At 66.5% G+C, this 20830-nt stretch carries 21 protein-coding genes; 9 read left to right on the top strand and 12 right to left on the bottom strand.

Annotation, left to right across the window (positions count from 1 at the left end):
• Positions 1–78 precede the first annotated feature (78 nt).
• On the bottom strand, positions 79–1380 hold the full coding sequence (locus tag V6V88_RS12605) for a D-amino acid dehydrogenase (RefSeq protein WP_338619403.1): 1302 nt from the start codon (positions 1378–1380) through the stop codon (positions 79–81).
• Between the two features lie 135 nt (positions 1381–1515).
• Here V6V88_RS12605 and V6V88_RS12600 point away from each other — a divergent pair, with 135 nt between their 5' ends.
• The 4 genes from V6V88_RS12600 (at position 1516) to V6V88_RS12585 (ending at position 3752) form a co-directional block, all read left to right on the top strand.
• The gene (locus V6V88_RS12600) at positions 1516–1983 is read left to right on the top strand and encodes a winged helix-turn-helix transcriptional regulator (RefSeq protein ID WP_056317296.1); all 468 of its coding nucleotides are present in this window, start codon (positions 1516–1518) and stop codon (positions 1981–1983) included.
• A gap of 147 nt (positions 1984–2130) precedes the next feature.
• The gene (locus V6V88_RS12595; protein WP_338619402.1) at positions 2131–2862 is read left to right on the top strand and encodes a DUF502 domain-containing protein; all 732 of its coding nucleotides are present in this window, start codon (positions 2131–2133) and stop codon (positions 2860–2862) included.
• 23 nt (positions 2863–2885) lie between these two features.
• Positions 2886–3143, top strand: coding sequence for an RNA-binding S4 domain-containing protein (locus V6V88_RS12590; RefSeq protein ID WP_062841561.1), 258 nt, complete (start codon positions 2886–2888; stop codon positions 3141–3143).
• Between the two features lie 33 nt (positions 3144–3176).
• On the top strand, positions 3177–3752 hold the full coding sequence (locus V6V88_RS12585; protein ID WP_062841482.1) for a restriction endonuclease: 576 nt from the start codon (positions 3177–3179) through the stop codon (positions 3750–3752).
• Positions 3753–3777: 25 nt separating this feature from the next.
• Here V6V88_RS12585 and V6V88_RS12580 read toward each other — a convergent pair whose 3' ends face one another.
• Positions 3778–4158: a nuclear transport factor 2 family protein gene (locus V6V88_RS12580; protein WP_108005616.1), complete on the bottom strand. Its 381-nt coding sequence runs from the start codon at positions 4156–4158 to the stop codon at positions 3778–3780.
• A 72-nt stretch (positions 4159–4230) separates the two neighbouring features.
• Between V6V88_RS12580 and V6V88_RS12575 the strand changes: the two genes are divergently transcribed.
• A complete protein-coding gene (locus tag V6V88_RS12575; RefSeq protein ID WP_223575635.1) occupies positions 4231–4623 on the top strand; it encodes a DUF2784 domain-containing protein in 393 nt (130 codons plus the stop codon).
• A gap of 26 nt (positions 4624–4649) precedes the next feature.
• On the opposite strand, the gene V6V88_RS12570 is transcribed toward V6V88_RS12575, so the two are convergent.
• The 3 genes from V6V88_RS12570 to V6V88_RS12560 all read right to left on the bottom strand — a co-directional run bounded on the left by V6V88_RS12570 (position 4650) and on the right by V6V88_RS12560 (position 8542).
• Positions 4650–5777, bottom strand: a complete 1128-nt coding sequence (locus V6V88_RS12570) for an acyl-CoA dehydrogenase family protein (protein WP_338619401.1) — start codon at positions 5775–5777, stop codon at positions 4650–4652.
• 114 nt (positions 5778–5891) lie between these two features.
• Positions 5892–7712, bottom strand: coding sequence for a glycoside hydrolase family 15 protein (locus V6V88_RS12565; protein WP_338619400.1), 1821 nt, complete (start codon positions 7710–7712; stop codon positions 5892–5894).
• Positions 7713–7720: 8 nt separating this feature from the next.
• Positions 7721–8542, bottom strand: coding sequence for a glucose 1-dehydrogenase (locus tag V6V88_RS12560; protein ID WP_279212042.1), 822 nt, complete (start codon positions 8540–8542; stop codon positions 7721–7723).
• 251 nt (positions 8543–8793) lie between these two features.
• Between V6V88_RS12560 and V6V88_RS12555 the strand changes: the two genes are divergently transcribed.
• Together V6V88_RS12555 and V6V88_RS12550 are read left to right on the top strand one after the other, a co-directional pair.
• A complete protein-coding gene (locus V6V88_RS12555; RefSeq protein WP_338619397.1) occupies positions 8794–9690 on the top strand; it encodes an NAD(P)/FAD-dependent oxidoreductase in 897 nt (298 codons plus the stop codon).
• A 111-nt stretch (positions 9691–9801) separates the two neighbouring features.
• Positions 9802–10857 carry a sensor domain-containing diguanylate cyclase gene (locus tag V6V88_RS12550; RefSeq protein WP_338619595.1) on the top strand — a complete coding sequence of 352 codons (1056 nt, stop codon included), beginning with the start codon at positions 9802–9804 and terminating at the stop codon, positions 10855–10857.
• 68 nt (positions 10858–10925) lie between these two features.
• On the opposite strand, the gene V6V88_RS12545 is transcribed toward V6V88_RS12550, so the two are convergent.
• The 7 genes from V6V88_RS12545 to V6V88_RS12515 all read right to left on the bottom strand — a co-directional run bounded on the left by V6V88_RS12545 (position 10926) and on the right by V6V88_RS12515 (position 18123).
• Positions 10926–11897 (bottom strand): alpha/beta fold hydrolase, encoded by a 972-nt coding sequence (locus V6V88_RS12545; RefSeq protein WP_338619396.1) that lies wholly within the window; start codon positions 11895–11897, stop codon positions 10926–10928.
• A gap of 174 nt (positions 11898–12071) precedes the next feature.
• Positions 12072–13802: an ABC transporter substrate-binding protein gene (locus V6V88_RS12540; RefSeq protein ID WP_062841491.1), complete on the bottom strand. Its 1731-nt coding sequence runs from the start codon at positions 13800–13802 to the stop codon at positions 12072–12074.
• Positions 13803–13921: 119 nt separating this feature from the next.
• Positions 13922–14230: a DUF2160 domain-containing protein gene (locus tag V6V88_RS12535; RefSeq protein WP_056317261.1), complete on the bottom strand. Its 309-nt coding sequence runs from the start codon at positions 14228–14230 to the stop codon at positions 13922–13924.
• A 27-nt stretch (positions 14231–14257) separates the two neighbouring features.
• Positions 14258–15070: a carbohydrate ABC transporter permease gene (locus V6V88_RS12530; protein WP_280002444.1), complete on the bottom strand. Its 813-nt coding sequence runs from the start codon at positions 15068–15070 to the stop codon at positions 14258–14260.
• Positions 15063–15953 (bottom strand): sugar ABC transporter permease, encoded by an 891-nt coding sequence (locus V6V88_RS12525; RefSeq protein WP_056317256.1) that lies wholly within the window; start codon positions 15951–15953, stop codon positions 15063–15065. The genes V6V88_RS12530 and V6V88_RS12525 overlap by 8 nt, the downstream gene beginning before the upstream one ends.
• Positions 15950–17038 (bottom strand): ABC transporter ATP-binding protein, encoded by a 1089-nt coding sequence (locus tag V6V88_RS12520; RefSeq protein WP_338619391.1) that lies wholly within the window; start codon positions 17036–17038, stop codon positions 15950–15952. The genes V6V88_RS12525 and V6V88_RS12520 overlap by 4 nt, the downstream gene beginning before the upstream one ends.
• Complete coding sequence (locus tag V6V88_RS12515; protein ID WP_338619389.1) at positions 17038–18123, bottom strand: ABC transporter ATP-binding protein; 1086 nt, start codon at positions 18121–18123, stop codon at positions 17038–17040. The genes V6V88_RS12520 and V6V88_RS12515 overlap by 1 nt, the downstream gene beginning before the upstream one ends.
• A gap of 221 nt (positions 18124–18344) precedes the next feature.
• Here V6V88_RS12515 and V6V88_RS12510 point away from each other — a divergent pair, with 221 nt between their 5' ends.
• Together V6V88_RS12510 and V6V88_RS12505 are read left to right on the top strand one after the other, a co-directional pair.
• Positions 18345–19136: a DeoR/GlpR family DNA-binding transcription regulator gene (locus tag V6V88_RS12510; protein ID WP_338619387.1), complete on the top strand. Its 792-nt coding sequence runs from the start codon at positions 18345–18347 to the stop codon at positions 19134–19136.
• A 92-nt stretch (positions 19137–19228) separates the two neighbouring features.
• Positions 19229–20827, top strand: coding sequence for a glycerol-3-phosphate dehydrogenase/oxidase (locus tag V6V88_RS12505; RefSeq protein WP_338619385.1), 1599 nt, complete (start codon positions 19229–19231; stop codon positions 20825–20827).
• Positions 20828–20830 lie beyond the last annotated feature (3 nt).

Here is a 20830-nt window from a genome sequence, read left to right as displayed (position 1 = left end):
TTCAGCACGCGCAAAAAGACGCGGGCCGCATCGAAGCGGCCCGTCGGGGGGTGCGCCGCCAGCGGCGCGGTGGGCGGATCAGGCGCCCTTGCCGTCCAGCACCAGTTGCTGACGGGAAGCGGCGCGACGGTCGTAGCGCGACAGGCCAAGCCCGTCGGTGCTGATCGCGGGACGCTGGCCCATGACGAGGTCGGCGACCAGCTTGCCGGAACCGCAAGCCATGGTCCAACCCAGCGTGCCGTGGCCGGTATTCAGATAGAGGTTGCCGTAGCGCGTGGCGCCGACAACCGGCGTGCTGTCCGGCGTCATGGGACGCAGGCCCGTCCAGAACTCGGCCTGGGCCACGTGACCGCTGCCCGGGAACAGGTCGTTGACGACCAGTTCCAGCGTCTTGCGGCGGGCGTCCTTCAGGCGCAGGTCAAAGCCCGACAGTTCCGCCATGCCGCCCACGCGGATCCGCTGGTCAAAACGCGTGACGGCGACCTTGTAGGTTTCGTCCAGAACGGTCGACACGGGCGCGGCGGCCTCGTCCTTCATGGGGATGGTCAGCGAATAGCCCTTGACCGGATACACCGGCAGGTCCAGTCCCAGGGGTTCCAGGAAACCGCGGGTGTAGCTGCCGAAGGCCGCCACGTAGCGGTCGGCCGTCAGGACCTCGTTGCCCACGCGCACGCCGGTAATCTGGCCGCCGGCCGTGTTCAGCCCCGTGACGCTTTGGCCAAAGCGGAAATCCACGCCCAGTTCGGCCGCCATGTCGGCCAGCCGGCGGGTAAAGAGCTGGCAGTCGCCGGTTTCGTCGTTGGGCAGGCGCAGACCGCCGGAAAGCTTGTGGGCGGAATTGGCCAGCGCGGGTTCGGCCGTCACGAGGCGGTGGCGGTCCAGGAGTTCGTAGGGGACACCCACCTCTTCGAGCACGGCGATGTCGCGGCGCGCGGCCTCCATCTGGGCATCGGTGCGAAACAGCTGCAGCGTGCCCCGCGTGCGTTCTTCATAGTGGATGCCGGTGGAAGCGCGCAGTTCGCGCAGGCAGTCGCGGCTGTACTCGGACAGGCGCAGCATGCGTTCCTTGTTGACGGCATAGCGGTCGGCCGAGCAGTTGGCCAGCATGGCGGCCATCCATTTCAGCTGGTACAGGCTGCCGTCCAGGCGGATCGCCAAGGGCGCGTGCTTTTGAAACAGCCATTTGATCGCCTTGAGCGGAATGCCGGGCGCCGCCCACGGGGTGGAATAGCCAGGCGAGACCTGTCCGGCGTTGGCGTAGCTGGTTTCCTGCGCAGCTGCGGGCTGGCGGTCCAGCACGGTCACTTTGGCGCCCTGCCGGGCCAGGTAATAGGCAGTGGTGGTGCCGATGACGCCGCTGCCAAGGACGATCACATGCATGATTCTTTCCGATAGTTGGTTTTGTCTGGGAATTTCGGTAGTCTATGACCCCTTCGGCAGTGAAAAACACTGAAGATTTTGCTTTACCAGTGCTTTTTCTCGGGCCGCCCCGTTTTTTTGACCCGCAAAAGTGAAATGCGCGACCTCGACCGAATCGACCTCAAAATCCTCGATATCCTGCAGCGCGAAGGCCGGATTTCGGTCACCGAATTGGCAGAGCGCGTCAGCCTGTCGGCCACCCCCTGCTCCGACCGCGTCAAGCGCATGGAGCGCGAGGGCGTCATCACGGGTTACCATGCGCGCGTCAATCCGGCGGCGCTGGGCAAGAACCTGCTCGTCTTCCTGGAGATCAAGCTGTCGGCCAAATCGGGCGACGTCTTCGACAAGGTCAAGAAAGAGCTGCTGTACGTCCCGGAAGTCATGGAGTGCCACCTGGTGTCCGGGGACTTCGACTATCTGGTCAAGGCCCGCCTGACCGAAATGAACGAGTACCGCCGTCTCTTGGGCGAAATCCTCAAGCGCCTGCCCGCCTCCGCCGAATCGCACAGCTACATCGTGATGGAGGAAATCAAGGAGACGCTCTTTCTGCCGGTGGACCGCTAGGGCCTGTTCACACTAAAAGAAGGGATGCGCCCTGCCCCGGCCACCTGCGGCCGCGGGCTTGTTACCGAAAAAACCGTTGGCGGCTGCTATGCTGCGGCCCTCCCGGCGAACCAATGCGTTCGTCCGACCCTATTTTTGCTCTTGCCTATGACCCGTCTTTATAAATACTTCTTTCGCGGCCTGATCACCGTCCTGCCGCTGGCGCTGACGATCTACCTGCTCTATCTCTTTCTGGCCTGGACGGAAGGCGTGGCGCTGACCTTCCTGCGTCCCTTCATCGGCGGCTTCTACGTGCCGGGCATGGGTCTGGCGCTGGGGATCCTGGGCATCCTGGCCATCGGCTATCTCGTGTCCAAGCAGCGCGTGCAGCGCGTTTTGACGCTGGTCGAGATGCCATTTACCAACCTGCCGGTGGTCAAGAGCATCTATTCGTCGCTCAAGAGCTTTGCCGACTACTTTTCGCCCAGTTCCAAGAACACCGCCCAGCAGGTCGTCGTCCTGCGCATCCCGGGCCAGCAACTGGAATTGGTGGGCCTGGTGACCCGCCGCGGCACGGACGGCCTGCCCGAAGGCTTTACCCAGGGCGACCGCGTCGCGGTCTACCTGCCGATGGGCTACATGATCGGCGGGTACACCGTCTTCGTGCCGCAGGAATGGGTGCAGCCCATCCAGATGTCGGTCGAGGAAGCCATGCGCTCGTCGCTGATCGCCTGGATGGCGCGCGCCGAGACCGGCAACAACCGCCCCGTGCCTCCCGCCGGCCCGCAGGCGCCCGTTGAAGCGCCCGCGGAAGCCCCCGCCGCTGCCCCGGCTGCCACTTCGCCCGCCAACCCCGCCGCCCCGGCCAATCCCGGCAACCCCGGCAACGGCCCGGCCTGACCCCGCCGTTTCAAAGCCCCATCATGTCCATCATCGAATTCACGCTCGCCGAAGGCAGCCCCTATATCGAGATCAACCAGTTGCTGAAGGCGACCGGCCTGTGCGACAGCGGCGGCGCCGGCAAGATGCTGGTGGCGGACGGCCAGGTCAGCGTCGGCGGCGTGGTCGAAACACGCAAGACGGCCAAGATCCGCGATGGCCAGATCGTGACCTGCGGCGGCGTGCGCATCGTGGTTCGTGCCTTTGCCGGCCCGCATGACGACGCGGGCGACAGCGCCTGATTTCCTGTTGATCCCTATTCGCCGCGAGCCCTCATGAAACTCAAGATGTCCCAGAACTCCATTTTTGCCGTGCTGCTGCGCTCGCCGTGGTGGATGAGCGCCGGCGTGGCCGTGCTGCTCAGCGCCGGCGGCTTTGCCGCGCTGCCGCTGGAGTATGCCGCAATGGGCGTCTTTGCCGCGGTGCCGTTCGCCGTGATTTCCCTGATGGCGGCCTACAAGCAACTGCGCGCCCCGTCCGGCGCGCGCGTGCAGGCGGTCACCGAAGCGGTGGCCGCGATGTCGTGGGCCGACTTTTCCCGGACCGTTGAAGCCGGGTTCCGTCGCGACGGCTGCGAGGTCGAGCGCCTGCAGACGCCCGGCGCCGATTTCGCGCTGAGCAAGGACGGCCACGTGGCGATTGTCAGCGCCAAACGCTGGAAGGCCGCCAGGAATGGCGTGGAGCCGCTGCGCGAGCTGCAGGCCGTGCGCGAAAAGCGCGGCGCCCGCGAAGCCATCTACATCGCGCTGGGCGACGTATCCGACAACGCGCTGCAGTACGCGAAGGCGCAGGGCGTCTCCCTGATGACGGCGCCGGAACTGTCCAAGCTGCTGCGCGACCTGAAAGCCTGAAACCCCGAATGCCGCCCGGCGCGGCCTACACCACCATCACCGACGTAGCCGCCACGACGCGCCACGCGCCGGATGCCGAATCGGGCGCCCAGGTCCGCATGAAGCGGAACGTGCCGTTGGCCGGCACGCCGTTGTAGCTGCCCGAGATGCGGGCCAGCACCGACACCACCGCGCAATCGGTCCGCGGCAGGATGCACTGCTCGGACAGGTCCAACGCGTGAATCTTGAGCAGTCCGCCGCGGTGCGCGTCCAGGTCGTCCTCGCGCGTGACCGTCCAGCCCATGTGATTGACGAACAGCAGATCCGGATCCAGCAGCGCCTCCAGCGCGGCGATGTCCGAGGACAGCATGGCTTGGCGCAGCCGTTCCTCGGCGGCCTGGATTGCGGCGGTGATCGAAGCGTGCATGGCGGGGGTTCCGGGAGTATCTTGGGATGAAAACACGATTTTCGGCCCGAACTATACCTACGATTTTTCAAGATGACCTATCGCCTCCTTGCCGACCTCGTGCTGCTCATCCACGGACTGTTCGTCGCGTTCGTGGTCTTTGGCGGTCTTCTGGCGTTGTGGAAACCGCGCATGGCGTTCTGGCATCTGCCGGCGCTGGCCTGGGGCGCGCTGGTGATCGGCATGGGCTGGATCTGCCCGCTGACGCCGCTGGAGGTGTCGCTGCGCGAACGGGCCGGCCAAGAGGGCTACGCAGGCGGCTTCATCGAACACTACATCCTGGGCATCATCTACCCCGAAGGCATCACCCGGACCACGCAGATGCTGCTGGCGGCGCTGCTCATCGTGGGCAACCTTGTCATCTACACCGTGTGGGCGCGGCGCCGGGCGGGCGCGCGCCGTGAGGCCGCGGCGGCTTGCAGATAAGGGTCGCCGCGGCGCTTCCCGTTGCGCTACAGGCTACGCGCGATCACCAGGCGCTGGATGTCGCTGGTGCCTTCGTAGATCTGGCAGACGCGCACGTCGCGATAGATGCGCTCGACGGGAAAATCCTTCAGGTAGCCATAGCCGCCCAGCGTCTGGATCGCCGCCGAGCAGACCTTCTCGGCCATCTCGGACGCAAACAGCTTGGCCATGGAGGCCTCGGTCAGCGCCGGCCGGCCCGCTTCGCGCAAAGCCGCGGCGTGCAGTACCATCTGGCGCGCGGCGTGGATCTGGGTCGCCATGTCCGCCAGCCGGAACGACACGGCCTGGTGCTCGATGATCGGTTTGCCGAAGGCCTGGCGGTCGCGAGCGTAGTCGCGCGCGCATTCGAAGGCGGCGCGCGCCATGCCGACCGATTGCGCCGCGATGCCGATGCGGCCGCCCTCCAGGTTGGACAGCGCGATCTTGTAGCCCTCGCCTTCCTCGCCCAGCCGCCAGGCGGCCGGAATGCGCATGTCCTCAAAGGCAATCTGGCAGGTGTCGGACGCGTGCTGCCCGAGCTTGTCTTCCACCCGCAGCACTTTGTAGCCGGGCGTGCTGGTGGGCACGATGAACGCGGAGATGCCGCGCTTGCCCGCGTCCGGGTCGGTGACCGCGAACACGATGACGGTCTGCCCGTTGCGGCCCGACGTGATGAACTGCTTGGCGCCATTCAGGATGTAGTCGCCGCCGTCGCGCCGCGCGCGGGTATGCAGGCTGCTGGCGTCGGACCCGGCCTGCGGCTCGGTCAGCGCGAACGCGCCGATGTGTTCGCCGCGCGCCAGCGGACGCAGGAACTGCTCCTTCTGTTCGTCGTTGCCGAATTTCAGGATGGGCATGCAACCGACCGAGTTGTGCACGCTCATGATGGTGGAGCAGGCGCCGCTGCCCGCAGCGATTTCCTCCAGTGCCACCGCGTACGCGATGTAGCCGCTGTCGTTGCCATCCCACGCTTCCGGGACCAGCATGCCGAAAAAGCCCAGTTGCGCCATCTCGGCGATGGCATCGGCGGGATAGTGATGCTCGCGATCCCACCGCTCGGCGTTGGGCGCCAGGCGCTCCTGGGCAAACCGGCGCGCCATCCCCTGGACGCTTTGCTGTTCGTCGGTCAAAAGCATGCTTGTCTCTCCTGCGGCAGCCGGCGGGCAAGCCGCGGCGCGCGATTCTTGTGGTGTGCCAGCACGGCGCATGACGGAACGCGCCGCGTGATTGCGAGAATACACCGGCGCAGGCTAGGCCCGGGGCGCATCCTGTTCCGCGCGCTGCTGCGCCGGTCCCATCGCGCGGCTCAGGTTGTAGGCCGTGTTCACCAGCCCGATGTGCGAGAAGCCCTGCGGAAAATTGCCCACCAGCCGGCGCCGAACCACGTCGTATTCCTCGGACAGCAGCCCAAGGTCGTTGCGCAGCGACAGCAGGAGGTCGAAAAGCCGCTGCGCATCGCCCAGCCGTCCTTGCATCACGTAGGCATCCGCCAGCCAGAAGCTGCAGGCCAGGAACACGCCCTCCTCGCCTTCCAGGCCATCATCGGTATCCTGAACGGCGTATCGGCGAACCAGCCCGCCGTGCATGAGCTCGCGCTCGATCGCGTGCACGGTGCCCGTCACGCGCGGGTCGTTGGGCGGCAGAAAGCCCACCTGCGGGATCAGCAGCAGGCTGGCATCCAGCGCTCGCGAGCCGTAGCTCTGCACGAAGCAGCCGCGAGTGCGGTCAAAACCGTTTTCGCAGATGTCCTTGTGGATGCGTTCGCGAAGCCGGCGCCAGACATCCACCGGCCCTTTCAATCCCCAGCGCTCGCAGGCCTTGACCGCCCGGTCGAACGCCACCCAGCACATCACCCGCGAATGCGTGAAGGCGCGGCGTTCGCCCCGCACCTCCCAGATGCCGTGGTCCAGTTCGCGCCAGCGCTGCTCCAGCGGCTTGAGCAGCACGTTCTGCAGTCGCCAGGCCTCGGCCAGCGGCGCCAGGTCCGCGACGCGGGCCGCATACAAGGTGTCGATGAGTTCGCCGTAGATGTCGAGTTGGCTCTGCCCGGCCGCACCGTTGCCCCGGCGCACGGGCCGGCTGCCCTCGTAGCCGGGCAGCCAGGGGATTTCCAGCTCCGGCAACCAGCGCTCCCCGGCAATGCCGTACATGATCTGCAACTGGTCGGGGTGGCCGGCCACCGCGCGCAGCAGCCATTGCCGCCATGCCTCGGCTTCCTCGCGATACCCGGCGTTGAGCAAGGCGTACAGCGTCAGCGCCGAGTCGCGCAGCCAGCAATGCCGGTAATCCCAATTGCGGCCGCCGCCCAGCTGTTCGGGCAGCGAGGTCGTCGGCGCGGCGATGATCCCGCCGGTGGGCTGGAATGTCAGCAGCTTCAGCGTGATCAGCGAGCGCACCACCGCGTCGCGGGCGCCGTCGCCCGGTCCGTCCCAATGGCAGCGCTTGGACCACTCCTGCCACCACGAGACGGTGCGGTCCATGCTTTCGACCCGGTCGGGCACGAACCGGGGCGTGCGGTGCGAACGGTGATACGACAGGGTGAACGGCACGACGCGCCCGGGATGCACCGCAAAGCGCGCCGTCGTCTTCATGTCGTGGCCTTCCAGCTCGATGGGCGTGTGCAGCTCGACCGCGTCCGGCCCGGCGATGGCGTTGAGCCCGTAGTCGCGCCGCCGCACCCACGGCACGCTCTGGCCGTAGTTAAAGCGCAGGATCAGCTCCATGTCCATCTGCACGTGGCCGGACTCGCCGCGCACGATGCGCACGACATCGACCCGCTCGTCGTCGTCGCTGAGCGGCATGAAGTCTTGCACCAGCACCGATCCCGTGCGGGTCTCGAAACGGGTTTCCAGCACCGCCGTGTCGGGCACGTAGCGGCGCGACGTCGCGCGGACCTTGCCGTGCGGCGCAATGAGCCAACGCCCATGCCTCTGGTCGCCCAGCAACGCGGCAAAGCACGCGGGCGAATCGAAGTGCGGCAGGCACAACCAGTCGATCGAACCGTCCCGCGCGACCAGCGCCGCGGACAGCATGTTGCCGATGAGGCCGTAATCCTCGAGCGGTTTGGACATGCCGGTCCTCAACCCGCGCCGCGGAATTCGGGATACAGCGTCATGCCGCCATCCACGAAGAGCGTGGTGCCGGTGACGTAATCCGACGCATCGCCCGCCAGCCAGACGGCGGCCTGCGCAATGTCCTCGGGCTCGCCGATCCGGCCGTAGGGGATGAGTTCGAGCAGCTTGGCCAGCGCCTGCGGCGTGTCCCACGCGGGCTGGTTGATCGCGGTGCGAATGGCGCCGGGCGCAATGGAGTTGACCCGGATCCGGTCCGGCGCCAGTTCCTGGGCCAGCGATTTCATCAGCAGCGAAATGCCGCCCTTGGAGGCCGCGTAGTTCACCTGAAACGCCCAAGGGATCACTTCGTGGACCGAACTGATGAACAGGATGTTGCCCACGGACAGCTTCTGGCGGGCGGGATCCGGAGGCTGCGACTTGAAAGCCCGGGCCGCCGCGCGGGCGCAGAGGAAATGCCCGGTCAGATTGACGTCGATCACCCGCTGCCAGTCCGCGAGCGTCATGTCGGCGATGGGAGACGGGTGCTCGACGCCCGCATTGTTGACCAGGATGTCCACCCGGCCGAAATGCTGCATCGCCTGCTCGAACAGATGGTCGACGTCGGCTTCGCGGCTGATGTCGGCGGCCGCGGCCACCGCCGTGCCGCCGCTGCGCTGAATGGATTCCACCACCGCCGCGCCGCGGGCCTGCGAATCGCCACCGGCCCGGTGGTTCACCACCACGCGCGCACCCGCTTGCGCGAGGCCGATTGCCACGGCGCGCCCGATACCGGAAGACGCGCCCGTCACCACGGCCACGCGGCCGTCCAGGTCAGTCGTGTGCTGCATGCCAGTCTCCTTGGCGGTCGGCGTGGGCCGGCCGCCGGTGTAGAGGAATCCAGGGTAGTCCCGCGCAAGGGGCCGGCGCAACCCGGCCGCTTTGGAGCGGCGGACAGCAAGCGGCATTCCTCAAGCCGGCAACGCAATAATGAAACACCATAAGTTGCATAAGATGCCGCCGGCTTCTATCATGCAACTTTCAAAGTATCGAAATCTCGAATCTCAGCCCCTTGAGTTCGGCCCGTTCCGGAGGATCCTTCATGCACTACGACGTCATCATCATCGGCGGCAGCTTTGCCGGCCTGTCCGCCGCCATGCAATTGGCGCGAGCCCGCCGGCAGGTGCTGCTTGTGGATGCCGCCCGGCCCCGCAACCGCTACGCCGCGCACGCACACGGATTTCTGGGCCAAGACGGCGTGCCGCCGCAGGAGATCGTGGCCAACGCCCGCGCGCAGCTTGCGCGCTATCCGACGGTGTCGTTCCTGGACGGCGAAGCAATCCAGGCGCTGGCGCAGGACGGCGGCTTTGCCGTCGTCATGGCGGGCGGCGAGCAGGTGCGCGGCGCGCGCCTGATCCTGGCGACCGGCATGCGCGACGAACTGCCGCCACTGCCCGGATTGCAGGCGCGCTGGGGCCAGACCGTGCTGCACTGCCCGTACTGCCATGGCTTTGAAGTGGCGGACGAACCGCTGGGCGTGGTGGCCGCGCATCCGATGTCGGTTCACCAGGCGATGTTGCTGCCCGATTGGGGGCCGACCACCTACTTCACGCAGGGCCAGTTCGAACCGTCGCCCGAGGACGCCCGCCATCTTGCCGCGCGCGGCGTCCGCGTCGAACGCACGCCCGTCGTGGCGCTGCTGGGCGACGCGCCAGCCCTGACCGGCGTGGCGCTGGACGACGGCCGCGAGGTGCCGCTACGCGCGCTGTTTGTCGCCAGCCGCGTCCACATGGCCAGCCCGCTGGCCGGACAGCTGGGCTGCGAATTCGACGAGGGGCCGCTGGGGCCCGTCATTCGCGTGGACGACATGAAGCAAACGACCGTGCCCGGCGTGTTCGCCGCGGGCGACGCGTCGACCCCGATGTCCAACGCCACGCTGGCCAGCGCCTCCGGCGTCATGGCGGGCGTGTGCGCGCACCGCTCGCTCGTGATGTCATGACGTCATGCAGGCGAGGCCCCGGCCCATGCATAATGGAGGCATTGCCGGCCGGCTCTGCGCATGGAGCACGGGCCGCATGTTCATCCGACCATGCATCCAGGAGCAGCCGTGCTGGATCCCATCCTCGCCGAACTTTCCACTACCCTGCCCGCCGCCAAGTCGGTCGAGCAGTTGACCCGCCCGCTGCTGGACATGCTGGGCGCCGTGACCGGGCTTGAATCGACTTACCTCACCTCGATCGACCTGAAGGCCGAGCTGCAACGCGTACGCTACGCGCGCAACGTGGGGCACCTGCAGATCCCGGAAGGCCTGTCGGTGCCCTGGGACGACACGCTGTGCAAGCGCGCGCTGGACGAAGGCCGCATGAGCACCAGCAATGTCGCGCAGTGCTGGCCCGACTCGGACGCGGCCCGGCAACTGGGCATACAGACCTACGTCAGCACACCGGTGCGCGCCGACGATGGCGCCTTGTACGGAACGCTGTGCGCCGCCAGCGCCCGCCGCCACGAAATCACTACCGAGGCCGAAGCGGTGCTGAAACTGTTTTCCAGCGTGATCGCCAGTTTCATAGAGCGCGAAATGCTGGTTGAGCAACTGCATGCGGCCAACGTGCAGCTCCTGTCGTATGCGCTGACCGACATGCTGACGGGCCTGCCCAACCGGCGCGCGCTTTACGAAGCGCTGGACCGGCTGCTGGCGCGGGCCGTGCGCGAACACGGCAGCGTGCTGGTGGGCGTCATCGACCTGGACGGGTTCAAAAGCATCAACGACACGTACGGCCACCAGGCGGGCGACACCTTTCTGCAGGAAGTATCGCGGCGCATGACCGCGGCGCTGCGCGGATCGGACATGCTGGGACGCGTGGGCGGTGACGAGTTCGTTCTGATCGGGCCCGGCCCCGCGCTCATTCGCAAACGGTCCGACTCGGGCGGCGTGGCGCAACAAGCCGAAGCGGAAGAAGCGGCGCGCGCCATGGAAGAGCGCATCCTGGCCGCCACGATGGGTCGCTATCCGCTGGGCGAAACCACGGTGGCCTATGAGGGCGCCAGCGCCGGTGTGGTGGCGCTGGACCCGGCCGGACTGGACGCCGAAGCGGCCGTCCGGCTGGCCGATTCGCGGATGTATGAAATCAAGCAGGCGCGCCGCGCGGCGCGCATCATTCACTGATTGGCCGCGCGGCGCATCGGCCTTCGATGCGCCGGCGCGCAAAGACGCGTTGACGCACGGACGCGCACCTATTGCAGTTGCGCCTTAAAGAACGCCGCCACGCGGGCGTTCAGGTCCTGGTGGAATGCGGTGCGGTCAAAGCCTGCCTCATCGCGGCAGATGCCGGGCGATGCCTCGGCCTGTTCGGCGCCGCACGGCGCCAGGAACGCGAAATGTCCGGCGCCGGCGGCCACCTGATAGTCGGGCGCGGCGCCCAGGCCCTCGCGCACCGCTTGCACGCTGGCGGGGCTGACGCCATCGCCGCCCTGCGCTGAAGCCCAAAGCTGGATCGGCAGCGACACGCGCTTGAGCGCCTCTTGCGGAAAGACATTGAGCGGATCGGCAATGACCGCCGCCTTGATGCGCGCGTCCTGCGGATACGGTTGCTGCGGCACCCGGCCCGCCGCGATGTCGCGGCACATGGGCAGCGATGCCTGGCTGGCGCAGATTGCCAGCCCCGCCGCCAGGTCCGGCGCCGCACCCGCCAGCACCAGGCCCGTATAGCCGCCCCGTGAAAAACCAAAGAAGCCGATTTTTTCGGGATCCAGCCTTGCCTTGCCGGGCCACGTGCCGGTCATGTAGTCGATCAGACGGCGCACTTCGCGCGGCCGGGTGGAAAAATTGGACAGATAGCCCTGGCGCGACTTGTCCTGCGCGTTGTCGCCCACGTGATTGACCGCCGCCACCACGAAGCCAGCATCGGCCAGCGCGGCGGCGGTGTCATGGTGGCTGAGATACGAACCCGCCGAGCCATGCGACATGACAATGAGCGGGTAGCGGCCATCGGGCAGCTTGCAGCCCTGCACGCCCTGGATGGTGACGCGGCCCACCTTGATTTCACCGGCAGGTTCGGCGCAGGGCGTCCAGACCGCGCCTTGCAGGCCGGGACCGTTCTGGTCCATGGGCAGGTTCAGGCGTTGAAAACCGGCGGCGTGCGCCATGCCGGCGGACAGGGCCAGCGCAGCAGAAACCAGGGAGACGGCGAGCTTGGGAACGGGCATGCAGGACAGAATTCTGAGAGACGCGCGGGGCGCGGATGGCGAGATTGTGACATGCGCGATTCCCCGGTGCGCGAGGCCTGGGGGTGAAAAAAAGAACGCCACAGGCAGCCTGTGGCGTTCATGCGTTGACGGCAAATGCGTTGACGGCAAATGCGTTAACGGAAAGTCAGGCGCTTACCGCACCTTGCCGGCCTTCCACGCCGACAGCAGTTGGTCGTACGGGATCGTTTCGCCCTTGGGCTTTTCATTGGCCAGCTTCTTCCACGGCGCGTGCTGGTCGGACAGCCACTTGCTGGGATCGCTCTTGGGATTGAGCTTGGGCGCGCATTGGGCCATCCCGGCCCGTTCAAGCCGCGCCATCACCTGATCCATTTCGTTCGCCAGATTGTCCATGGCCGCCTGCGGGGTCTTTTCGCCCGTGACCGCAGTGGCGACGTTCTTCCACCACAGCTGCGCCAGCTTCGGATAATCCGGCACGTTGGTGCCGGTCGGCGTCCAGGCCACGCGCGCCGGGCTGCGGTAGAACTCGATCAGGCCGCCGTAGTTGGCCGCGTTCTTGGTGAAGAACTCGCTGTTGATGTCACTGTCGCGGATGAAGGTCAGGCCCGTGATCGACTTTTTCAGCGACACCGACTTGGACGTGACGAACTGCGCATACAGCCACGCGGCCGCCATCTTGTCGGGGTTGGTGGACTTGAAGAATGTCCACGATCCCACGTCCTGGTAGCCGTTCTGCATGCCGTCCTTCCAGTACGGACCGTAGGGCGACGGGGCCATGCGCCACTTCGGCGTGCCGTCGTCGTTCACGACCGGCAGGCCCTTCTTGGTCATGTCGGCGGTAAAGGCCGTGTACCAGAAGATCTGCTGCGCGATCTGGCCCTGCGCCGGCACGGGCCCCGCCTCCGAGAAGGTCATGCCCATGGCCTGCTGCGGCGCGAACTTCTTCATCCAGTCGATGTACTTGGTCAGCGCGTACACGGCGGCCGGACTGTTGGTGGCCCCACCTCGCGAGACCGACGCGCCGACCGGCGTGCATTTGTCGTCCGCGACGCGGATGCCCCACTCGTCCACCGGCATGCCGTTGGGCAGGCCCTTGTCGGCCGCGCCCGCCATGGACAGCCACGCATCGGTGAAGCGCCAGCCCAGCGACGGATCCTTCTTGCCGTAGTCCATGTGGCCGTAGACGCGCTTGCCGTCGATCTCCTTGACGTCGTTGGAGAAGAACGTGGCGATGTCCTCGTACGCGGACCAGTTGGTGGGCACGCCCAGTTCATAGCCGTACTTCGCCTTGAATTTTTCTTTCAAATCCGGGCGGGCGAACCAGTCGGCGCGGAACCAATACACATTGGCAAATTGCTGGTCCGGCAGCTGATACAGCTTGCCGTCGGGCGCCGTCGTGAACTTGGTGCCGATGAAATCCTTCAGGTCCAATCCGGGATTGGTCCATTCCTTGCCCGCCCCGGCCATGTAGTCGGACAGCGGCAGGATGGCGCCATAGCGGTAGTGGGTGCCGATCAGGTCGGAATCGGAGATCCAGCCGTCGTAGATGGACTTGCCCGATTGCATGGACGTCTGCAGCTTTTCGACGACGTCGCCTTCCTGGATGAGGTCGTGATTGACCTTGATGCCGGTGATGTCGGCAAAAGCCTTGGCCAGCACCTTGGATTCGTACTCGTGCGTGGTGATGGTTTCGGACACCACGTTGACCTCATTGATGCCCTTGGCCTTGAGCTTGGCCGCGGCATCGATGAACCATTTCATTTCGGCCATCTGCTGTTCCTTGGACAGCGACGACGGCTGGAACTCCGAATCGACCCACTTCTTCGCCTCCGGCTCGCCGGCCCAAGCCCCTGACGTTCCGATCAGGGCGATAGCGGCCGCCATGGCGTGCATGCGCAATTTCATGACCTGTCTCCTCGATAAGTCTTCCCCTATCGTGCTGCGGACCGCTGGCCGGGGAAGACGCTGGCCGATAGTCCTTTACCTGACTGCCCGAAACCAACGAAGGGTCTGGCGCCCTTCTCTCACCCTTTTTTCATGATGAAGGCCAGCAGCAGCATGGACAGCACGAAGCTGATCCACACCGACGGCGGCTGATCCAGCGAAAACCACTCGACCGCTTTCTGGCCGAATCCCAGGAACGCCAGGTTCAGCCACGCCGCGGCCATCAGGCCGATGAACAGCCGGTCGCCGCGCGTGGTGCGCAGGGGCAGAAAGCCCTTGCGCTCCTGCGTGGGCGACTTCAACTCCCAGATCGTCATGCCGACCAGCATCAGGACGATGCAGCTGAAGAACACGGCGACCGGGGTGGTCCACACCATCCAGCTGAACATGGCTGCGCCCTCCTGTTGTCCAGATGCCTACACGCGGCCCATCGCGAAGCCCTTCGCGATGTAGTGCCGAACGAACCAGATGACGATGCCGCCGGGCACGATGGTCAGCACGCCCGCCGCGGCCAGCACGCCCCAATCCATGCCGGAGGCCGACACGGTGCGCGTCATGGTCGCGACAATGGGCTTGGCGTTGACCGAGGTCAGCGTGCGCGCCAGCAGCAGTTCCACCCAGCTGAACATGAAGCAGAAAAACGCCGCCACGCCGACGCCCGACTTGATGAGCGGCAGAAAGATCGTCAGGAAAAAGCGCGGGAACGAATAGCCGTCCACGTAGGCGGTCTCGTCGATCTCGCGCGGCACGCCCGACATGAAGCCTTCCAGGATCCACACCGCCAGCGGCACGTTGAAGACCAGGTGCGCCAACGCCACCGCCAGGTGCGTGTCCATCAGGCCGAACGAGCTGTAGAGCTGGAAGAACGGCAAGAGGAACACGGCGGGCGGCGTCATGCGGTTGGTGAGCAGCCAGAAGAACACGTGCTTGTCGCCGATGAAGCGATAGCGCGAGAACGCGTAGGCGGCCGGCAGCGCCACGCCCAGCGAGACGACCGTGTTGATGACGACGTAGATCAGCGAATTGATGTAGCCCGAATACCAGGCCGGGTCCGTGAAGATGGTGCGGTAGTGCTCGAAGGTGAAGTCGCGCGGCCACAGCGTCAGCGTGCTGACGATCTCCGTGTTGGACTTGAACGACATGTTCAGCATCCAGTACAGCGGCAGGATGGCAAACACCAGATACAGCGTCAGGAAGGCGCCGCGCCACCAGGAGGATTTCTCATGCATTTGCCCGCTCCTCGTCGAAGCCGCCCGTGGTGCCCGCGCGCTGCATCCAGTTGTAGAGGATGAAGCACAGCAGCAGGATGATCAGGAAATAGATGATCGAAAACGCCGCCGCCGGGCCCAGGTCGAACTGGCCCACGGCCTTCTGCGTCAGGTATTGCGACAGGAAGGTGGTGGCGTTGCCCGGGCCGCCGCCGGTCAGCACGAATGGCTCGGTGTAGATCATGAAGCTGTCCATGAAGCGCAGCAGCACCGCGATCATCAGCACGCCGCGCATCTTGGGCAGCTGGATATAGCGGAAGACGGCAAAGCGCGAGGCGCCGTCGATCCGCGCGGCCTGGTAGTACGCATCGGGGATGGCGCGCAGCCCCGCGTAGCACAGCAGCGCCACCAGCGGCGTCCAGTGCCACACGTCCATGACCAGCACGGTGACCCAGGCGTCGACGTCGTTACCCGTGTAGTTGTAGTCCACGCCCAGCCACGACAGCGTGGCGCCCAGCAGGCCGATGTCGGTTCGGCCGAACACCTGCCAGATCGTGCCGACGACATTCCATGGAATCAGCAGCGACAGCGCGATGATGACCAGCACGGCCGACGCGCGCCAGCCGCTGGCGGGCATCGACAGCGCCAGCAGGATGCCCAGCGGGATCTGGATCAGCAGCACCGCGAACGAGAACCCGATCTGCCGAAAGAGCGCGCCGTGCAGCTCCTCGTCCTGCAGCACCGCGGCGAACCACTCGGTGCCGACGAACACGCGGCGCTCCGGCGAGATGATGTCCTGCACCGAATAATTGACGATGGTCATCAGCGGCAGAATGGCCGAGAACGCCACGCACAGCACGACCGGCATGACCAGGAACCAGGCCCGGTGATCGGTGGGTTTCATGGGATCAGCACCTCGTCGCGGTAGAAGCAGGTATGCGGGTTGAGCACGGACAGCCACACCGTAGCCCCCTTGCCTTCGGTGACGATGTTGCTGCCCAGCCGGGCGCGCACGGCCGTGCCCTCGAAGTCGGCGACCAGCAGCGTGTAGGTGCCCACGTCCTGCACGCGCTCCACGCGCATGGGCACGGCGCCGGGCGCCCCGGCCTCGGCCAGCCGCAGGTATTCGGGACGCACGCCCAGCTTGACCGGCCCCGCGTCCCGCAGTTTGGCGGCCACGGCCTCGGGCACGCCGTCCATGCGGCGCTCACCCACCATCAGCGCGCTATCGCGCCACTGCGCGGGCAGGAAGTTCATGCCGGGCGAGCCGATGAAATGGCCGACGAAGGTGTGCGCGGGCCGCTCAAAGAGGTCGTCCGCGCTGCCCACCTGCACCGCGCGGCCCCGCGCCATCACCATCACCTGGTCGGCAAAGGTCAGCGCCTCGGTCTGGTCGTGGGTCACGTAGATCAGCGTCAGCTTGAATTCGTGGTGAATTTCCTTGAGCTTGCGCCGCAGCTCCCACTTGAGCTGCGGGTCGATGACGGTGAGCGGTTCGTCGAACAGGATGGCCGACACGTCGCTGCGCACCAGCCCGCGGCCCAGCGAAATCTTCTGCTTGGCGTCCGCCGTCAGGCCGCTGGCCCGGCGATCCAGAACGTTGGACATTTCCAGCATTTCGGCGATGCGGCCCACGCGCTCGCGGATGCGTTCGGGCGGCACGCCGCGGTTGCGCAGCGGAAACGCCAGGTTCTCGGCGACCGTCATGGTGTCGTACACCACCGGAAACTGGAACACCTGGGCGATGTTGCGCGCCTGCGGGGTCTTGTTGGTGACGTCCTGGCCGTCGAACACGATGCGCCCGTGTGACGGCCGCAGCAGGCCCGACACGCAATTGAGCAGCGTGGTCTTGCCGCAGCCGGAGGGCCCCAGCAACGCGTAGGCGCCGCCGTCGCGGAAAGTAAATTGCAGCGGCAGCAGCGCATAGTCGTCATCGGACTGGGGATGGGCGACGTAGGAATGGGACAGGTCCAGCTCGATCTGCGCCATCAGGCCACCTCCCCCGCGCCGGCCGGCTGGCGCGGTGCGGCCAGCAGCGCGCCGTCCGCGCCGAAGGCATAGGTCTGGGCCGGATCGAAGTACAGCTGCACCCGCTCGTCCAGCTTGTAGCGGTGCACGCCGGGCAGCTGGGCCACGACGTCGCCTGCGGCCGTCTCGGCGTGCACGAAGGTGTCGGAACCCGAGATTTCAGCCAGCGTGACCCGGCCGGGCAGCGCCACGTGGCCGGGCCGCGCCTCCACGTCCAGCGCCCCGGCCCGCAGGCCGGCCGTGATGCCGGCCTCGGCGCCCGGCGGCAGCGCGCGCGCCACCGCCACGTCTCCCTGGAGGACGAAGCCGCCGTTCTCGCGGCGGGCGGCGAACAGGTTCATCGGCGGATCGCTGAACGCGCGCGCCACGCGGATCGAATTGGGCCGGTGAAAGACGTCGGCCGTGGGGCCGTACTGCAGCAGTTCGCCCGCGTCGAGCACGGCGGTGTGGCCGCCCAGCAACAGCGCCTCGCCGGGTTCGGTCGTGGCGTAGACCACGGTCGATCGGCCCTGCGCGAACAATTCCGACAGTTCGTCGCGCAATTCCTCGCGCAGCTTGTAGTCCAGGTTGACCAGCGGCTCGTCCAGCAGGATCAGCGGGGCGTCCTTGGCCAGCGCCCGGGCCAGCGCCACCCGCTGCTGCTGGCCGCCAGACAGCTCGGACGGGTAACGGTCCAGCAGATGATCGATGTGCAGACGCGCCGCCATCGCGTGGACTTTGTCGCGGGTATTGGCCTCCCCGCGCAGCTTGAGCGGCGAGGCGATGTTGTCGTAGACCGACATGGATGGATAGTTGATGAACTGCTGGTAGACCATGGCCACATTGCGCTGGCGGACCGGCACGCCGGTGACATCGGCGCCGTCAACCCGCACGCGGCCTTCGGTGGGCCGGTCCAGCCCGGCCATGATGCGCATCAGGGAGGTCTTGCCGGCCAGGGTGGCCCCCAGCAGGACGGTCATGGCGCCGGGAACCGGGGCCAGGCTCATGGGATACAGGTGCGTCTGCGAGCCGGCCCGCAAAGCTATCCCGTCCAAGGTCAGCTGCATCTAGTCTCCTCAACCTACTTATACGTCCCTGTTTTCTACGGACTTCGGTATTCGGCACAGCGTCCCGCCCTTTACGTCGGCGCGATCACGCGCCGACGCAACAGGATGAGCATACTCTTTCAGATGGCTTTCGTTTTTTGTGCGTTTTACCGAAGAAGCGAACAAAAAACAATCTTGCGGTGCGTCATTATTTTTCGCTTTTGTTGTTTTATCATTCGAACATGACACTGAATCCTCGACAGAGCGCGCTGATCGAAATGGTGCGGGCCCAGGGCTCCGCCTCGATCGAAGAGCTCGCCAAACGCTTCGACGTGACGCTGCAGACCGTGCGGCGGGACGTCAACATCCTTTCCGAAGCCGGCCTCTTGTCGCGCTTTCATGGCGGCGTGCGCATCGAAGCGTCCACCATCGAGAACATCGCGTACCGCAAGCGCCAAGGCCTGCATGCCGCAGGCAAGCAACGCATCGCCGAGGCCGTGGCCCGCGCGGTGCCGGATGGCTGTTCGCTGATCCTGAACATCGGCACCACCACCGAAGCCATTGCGCGCGCGCTGCTGCGCCATCGCGGTCTGCGCGTCATCACCAACAACCTGCACGTGGCCGACATCCTGTCCGACAACCCGGATTGCGAAGTCATCGTGGCCGGCGGCGTGGTGCGTTCGCGCGACCGCGGCATCGTCGGCGAAGCCACGATGGATTTCATCCGCCAGTTCAAGGTCGACATCGGACTGATCGGCATTTCCGGCATCGAGGCCGACGGCACGCTGCGCGATTACGACTTTCGCGAAGTGCGCGTGGCCCGCACGATCATCGAGCAATCGCGTGAAGTCTGGCTGGCCGCCGACAGCAGCAAGTTCAAGCGCCAGGCCATGGTGGAACTGGCGCATATCTCGCAGATCGACCGGTTCTTCACCGACGCGCATCCCCAGGAGCCGCTGGCACAAGTGTTGCTGGATTCGGGCGTGCGCTGTGACGTCGCCGCGGCGCCGAACCTGCCCGAACCGACACCCTGACCCGTGCGCCGCAGCGGGCCCACCCCCCGCTTGCGCGCTGCCGGCACGAATATCGAAGCATTTACCTCGCGGCGACGCCGCCCCCAAAGAACATGAACCAACCCCTCGCCTCCGTCACCCCGCCCGAACGCAGCCGCTTACTCAACACGCTGGACAACACGCATTCCTGGGACGTCATCGTCATCGGCGGCGGCGCGACCGGCCTGGGCACGGCGGTGGATGCCGCTGCGCGCGGCTACCGGACGCTGCTGATCGAAGGCGCCGACTTTGCCAAGGGCACGTCCAGCAAGGCCACCAAGCTCGTCCACGGCGGCGTGCGATATCTGGCGCAAGGCAATGTCAGCCTGGTGCGCGAAGCCCTGCACGAGCGCGGCCTGCTCAACCGCAACGCCCCGCATCTGGTCTGGCCCCTGGGTTTCGTGGTGCCGGCCTACACGATGATGGACCAGCCCTTCTACGGCATCGGCCTGAAGATGTACGACATGCTGGCGGGCAAGCTGAACCTGGCGCCCAGCCGCTGGCTGTCACGCCGCGAGACGCTGGCCAACGCCCCCACCCTGGCCGAGACCGTCAACGGACGCAGCCTGAAAGGCGGCGTCCTGTACTACGACGGCCAGTTCGACGACGCGCGCCTGGCGATCAGCCTGATGCGCACGCTCTTTGACCTGGGCGGCACGGCGGTGAACTACGTGCGCGCCACCGGACTGACCATGACGAATGGCAAGGTGGACGGCGTCACGGCCACGGATGTGGTCGGCGGATTGACCTTCACGTTGCGCGCGCGCTGCGTCGTCAACGCCACCGGCGTGTGGGTCGATGCAGTGCGCCGCATGGAGGACAAGAACGCACAGACGATGGTGGCGCCCAGCCAGGGCGTGCACCTGACGCTGCCGCAAGACTTCCTGCCCGGCAAGCGCGCCGTCCTCATCCCGAAGACCGACGACGGCCGCGTGCTGTTCGTGGTGCCCTGGAACGGCCACACCATCGTCGGCACCACCGACACGCCGCGCCAGGACCTGCCGCTGGATCCCGACGCGGGCGCGCAAGACGTGGATTTCATTCTGAACACCGCGGCGCGGTATCTGAGCCGCAAGCCGACGCGCGACGATGTGACCAGCGTCTGGGCCGGCCTGCGCCCGCTGGTCAAGGCGACCGGCGAAGCCTCCACGAAGAAGCTGTCGCGCGAGCACACGATCCTGGTGTCCAAGGCCGGCCTGGTGACGGTGACGGGCGGCAAATGGACGACGTACCGGCGCATGGCGCAGGACGTGGTGGACACCGCGATCCAGCACCAGCTGCTGACGCAGGCCTCGTGCCGCACCGAGTCGCTGCCGCTGCACGGCGCCGGCGGCCTGGCGCCGTCGCAGGAACACGCCGGCACGCCTGACAGCTACTACGGCAACGATCTGGCGACCCTGCAAGCCCTGCCCGGCGCCGGGCGCATGCTGGTCAAGGCCAGCGGCCTGTCCGAGGCGCATGTGCGCTTTGCCGCCCGCTACGAATTGGCGCGCAGCGCGGAAGACGTGTTGGCGCGCCGCAACCGCGCGCTGTTCCTGGACGCCGAGGCCGCCATGCTGGCCGCGCCCGAGGTCGCGCGCATCCTGGCCGAGGAACTGGGCCACGACGCGGCCTGGCAGCAGCGCACGCTGCAGGACCTGGCCACCGTCGCGGCGAACTACCGCTTGAAGTAAACC

The sequence above is a fragment of the Achromobacter sp. E1 genome (genome assembly GCF_037039475.1).
GTDB classification, from domain to species: Bacteria; Pseudomonadota; Gammaproteobacteria; order Burkholderiales; family Burkholderiaceae_B; genus Achromobacter; species Achromobacter mucicolens.
Note: the sequence above shows the minus strand (reverse complement) of the source record. Positions and strands in the feature narration are given on the sequence as shown.

Bases quoted from the DNA above. Each gene is read 5' to 3' on its own strand.
- V6V88_RS12600 (WP_056317296.1), top strand. From the start codon at position 1,516: ATGCGCGACCTCGACCGAATCGACCTCAAAATCCTCGATATCCTGCAG.
- V6V88_RS12535 (WP_056317261.1), bottom strand. From the start codon at position 14,230: ATGTTCAGCTGGATGGTGTGGACCACCCCGGTCGCCGTGTTCTTCAGC.
- V6V88_RS12520 (WP_338619391.1), bottom strand. From the start codon at position 17,038: ATGGCGCAGATCGAGCTGGACCTGTCCCATTCCTACGTCGCCCATCCC.
- V6V88_RS12510 (WP_338619387.1), top strand. From the start codon at position 18,345: ATGACACTGAATCCTCGACAGAGCGCGCTGATCGAAATGGTGCGGGCC.
- V6V88_RS12505 (WP_338619385.1), top strand. From the start codon at position 19,229: ATGAACCAACCCCTCGCCTCCGTCACCCCGCCCGAACGCAGCCGCTTA.
- V6V88_RS12565 (WP_338619400.1), bottom strand. From the start codon at position 7,712: ATGTCCAAACCGCTCGAGGATTACGGCCTCATCGGCAACATGCTGTCC.
- V6V88_RS12580 (WP_108005616.1), bottom strand. From the start codon at position 4,158: ATGCACGCTTCGATCACCGCCGCAATCCAGGCCGCCGAGGAACGGCTG.
- V6V88_RS12515 (WP_338619389.1), bottom strand. From the start codon at position 18,123: ATGCAGCTGACCTTGGACGGGATAGCTTTGCGGGCCGGCTCGCAGACG.
- V6V88_RS12540 (WP_062841491.1), bottom strand. From the start codon at position 13,802: ATGAAATTGCGCATGCACGCCATGGCGGCCGCTATCGCCCTGATCGGA.
- V6V88_RS12595 (WP_338619402.1), top strand. From the start codon at position 2,131: ATGACCCGTCTTTATAAATACTTCTTTCGCGGCCTGATCACCGTCCTG.
- V6V88_RS12585 (WP_062841482.1), top strand. From the start codon at position 3,177: ATGAAACTCAAGATGTCCCAGAACTCCATTTTTGCCGTGCTGCTGCGC.
- V6V88_RS12590 (WP_062841561.1), top strand. From the start codon at position 2,886: ATGTCCATCATCGAATTCACGCTCGCCGAAGGCAGCCCCTATATCGAG.
- V6V88_RS12560 (WP_279212042.1), bottom strand. From the start codon at position 8,542: ATGCAGCACACGACTGACCTGGACGGCCGCGTGGCCGTGGTGACGGGC.
- V6V88_RS12530 (WP_280002444.1), bottom strand. From the start codon at position 15,070: ATGCATGAGAAATCCTCCTGGTGGCGCGGCGCCTTCCTGACGCTGTAT.
- V6V88_RS12605 (WP_338619403.1), bottom strand. From the start codon at position 1,380: ATGCATGTGATCGTCCTTGGCAGCGGCGTCATCGGCACCACCACTGCC.
- V6V88_RS12575 (WP_223575635.1), top strand. From the start codon at position 4,231: ATGACCTATCGCCTCCTTGCCGACCTCGTGCTGCTCATCCACGGACTG.
- V6V88_RS12570 (WP_338619401.1), bottom strand. From the start codon at position 5,777: ATGCTTTTGACCGACGAACAGCAAAGCGTCCAGGGGATGGCGCGCCGG.
- V6V88_RS12545 (WP_338619396.1), bottom strand. From the start codon at position 11,897: ATGCCCGTTCCCAAGCTCGCCGTCTCCCTGGTTTCTGCTGCGCTGGCC.
- V6V88_RS12555 (WP_338619397.1), top strand. From the start codon at position 8,794: ATGCACTACGACGTCATCATCATCGGCGGCAGCTTTGCCGGCCTGTCC.
- V6V88_RS12525 (WP_056317256.1), bottom strand. From the start codon at position 15,953: ATGAAACCCACCGATCACCGGGCCTGGTTCCTGGTCATGCCGGTCGTG.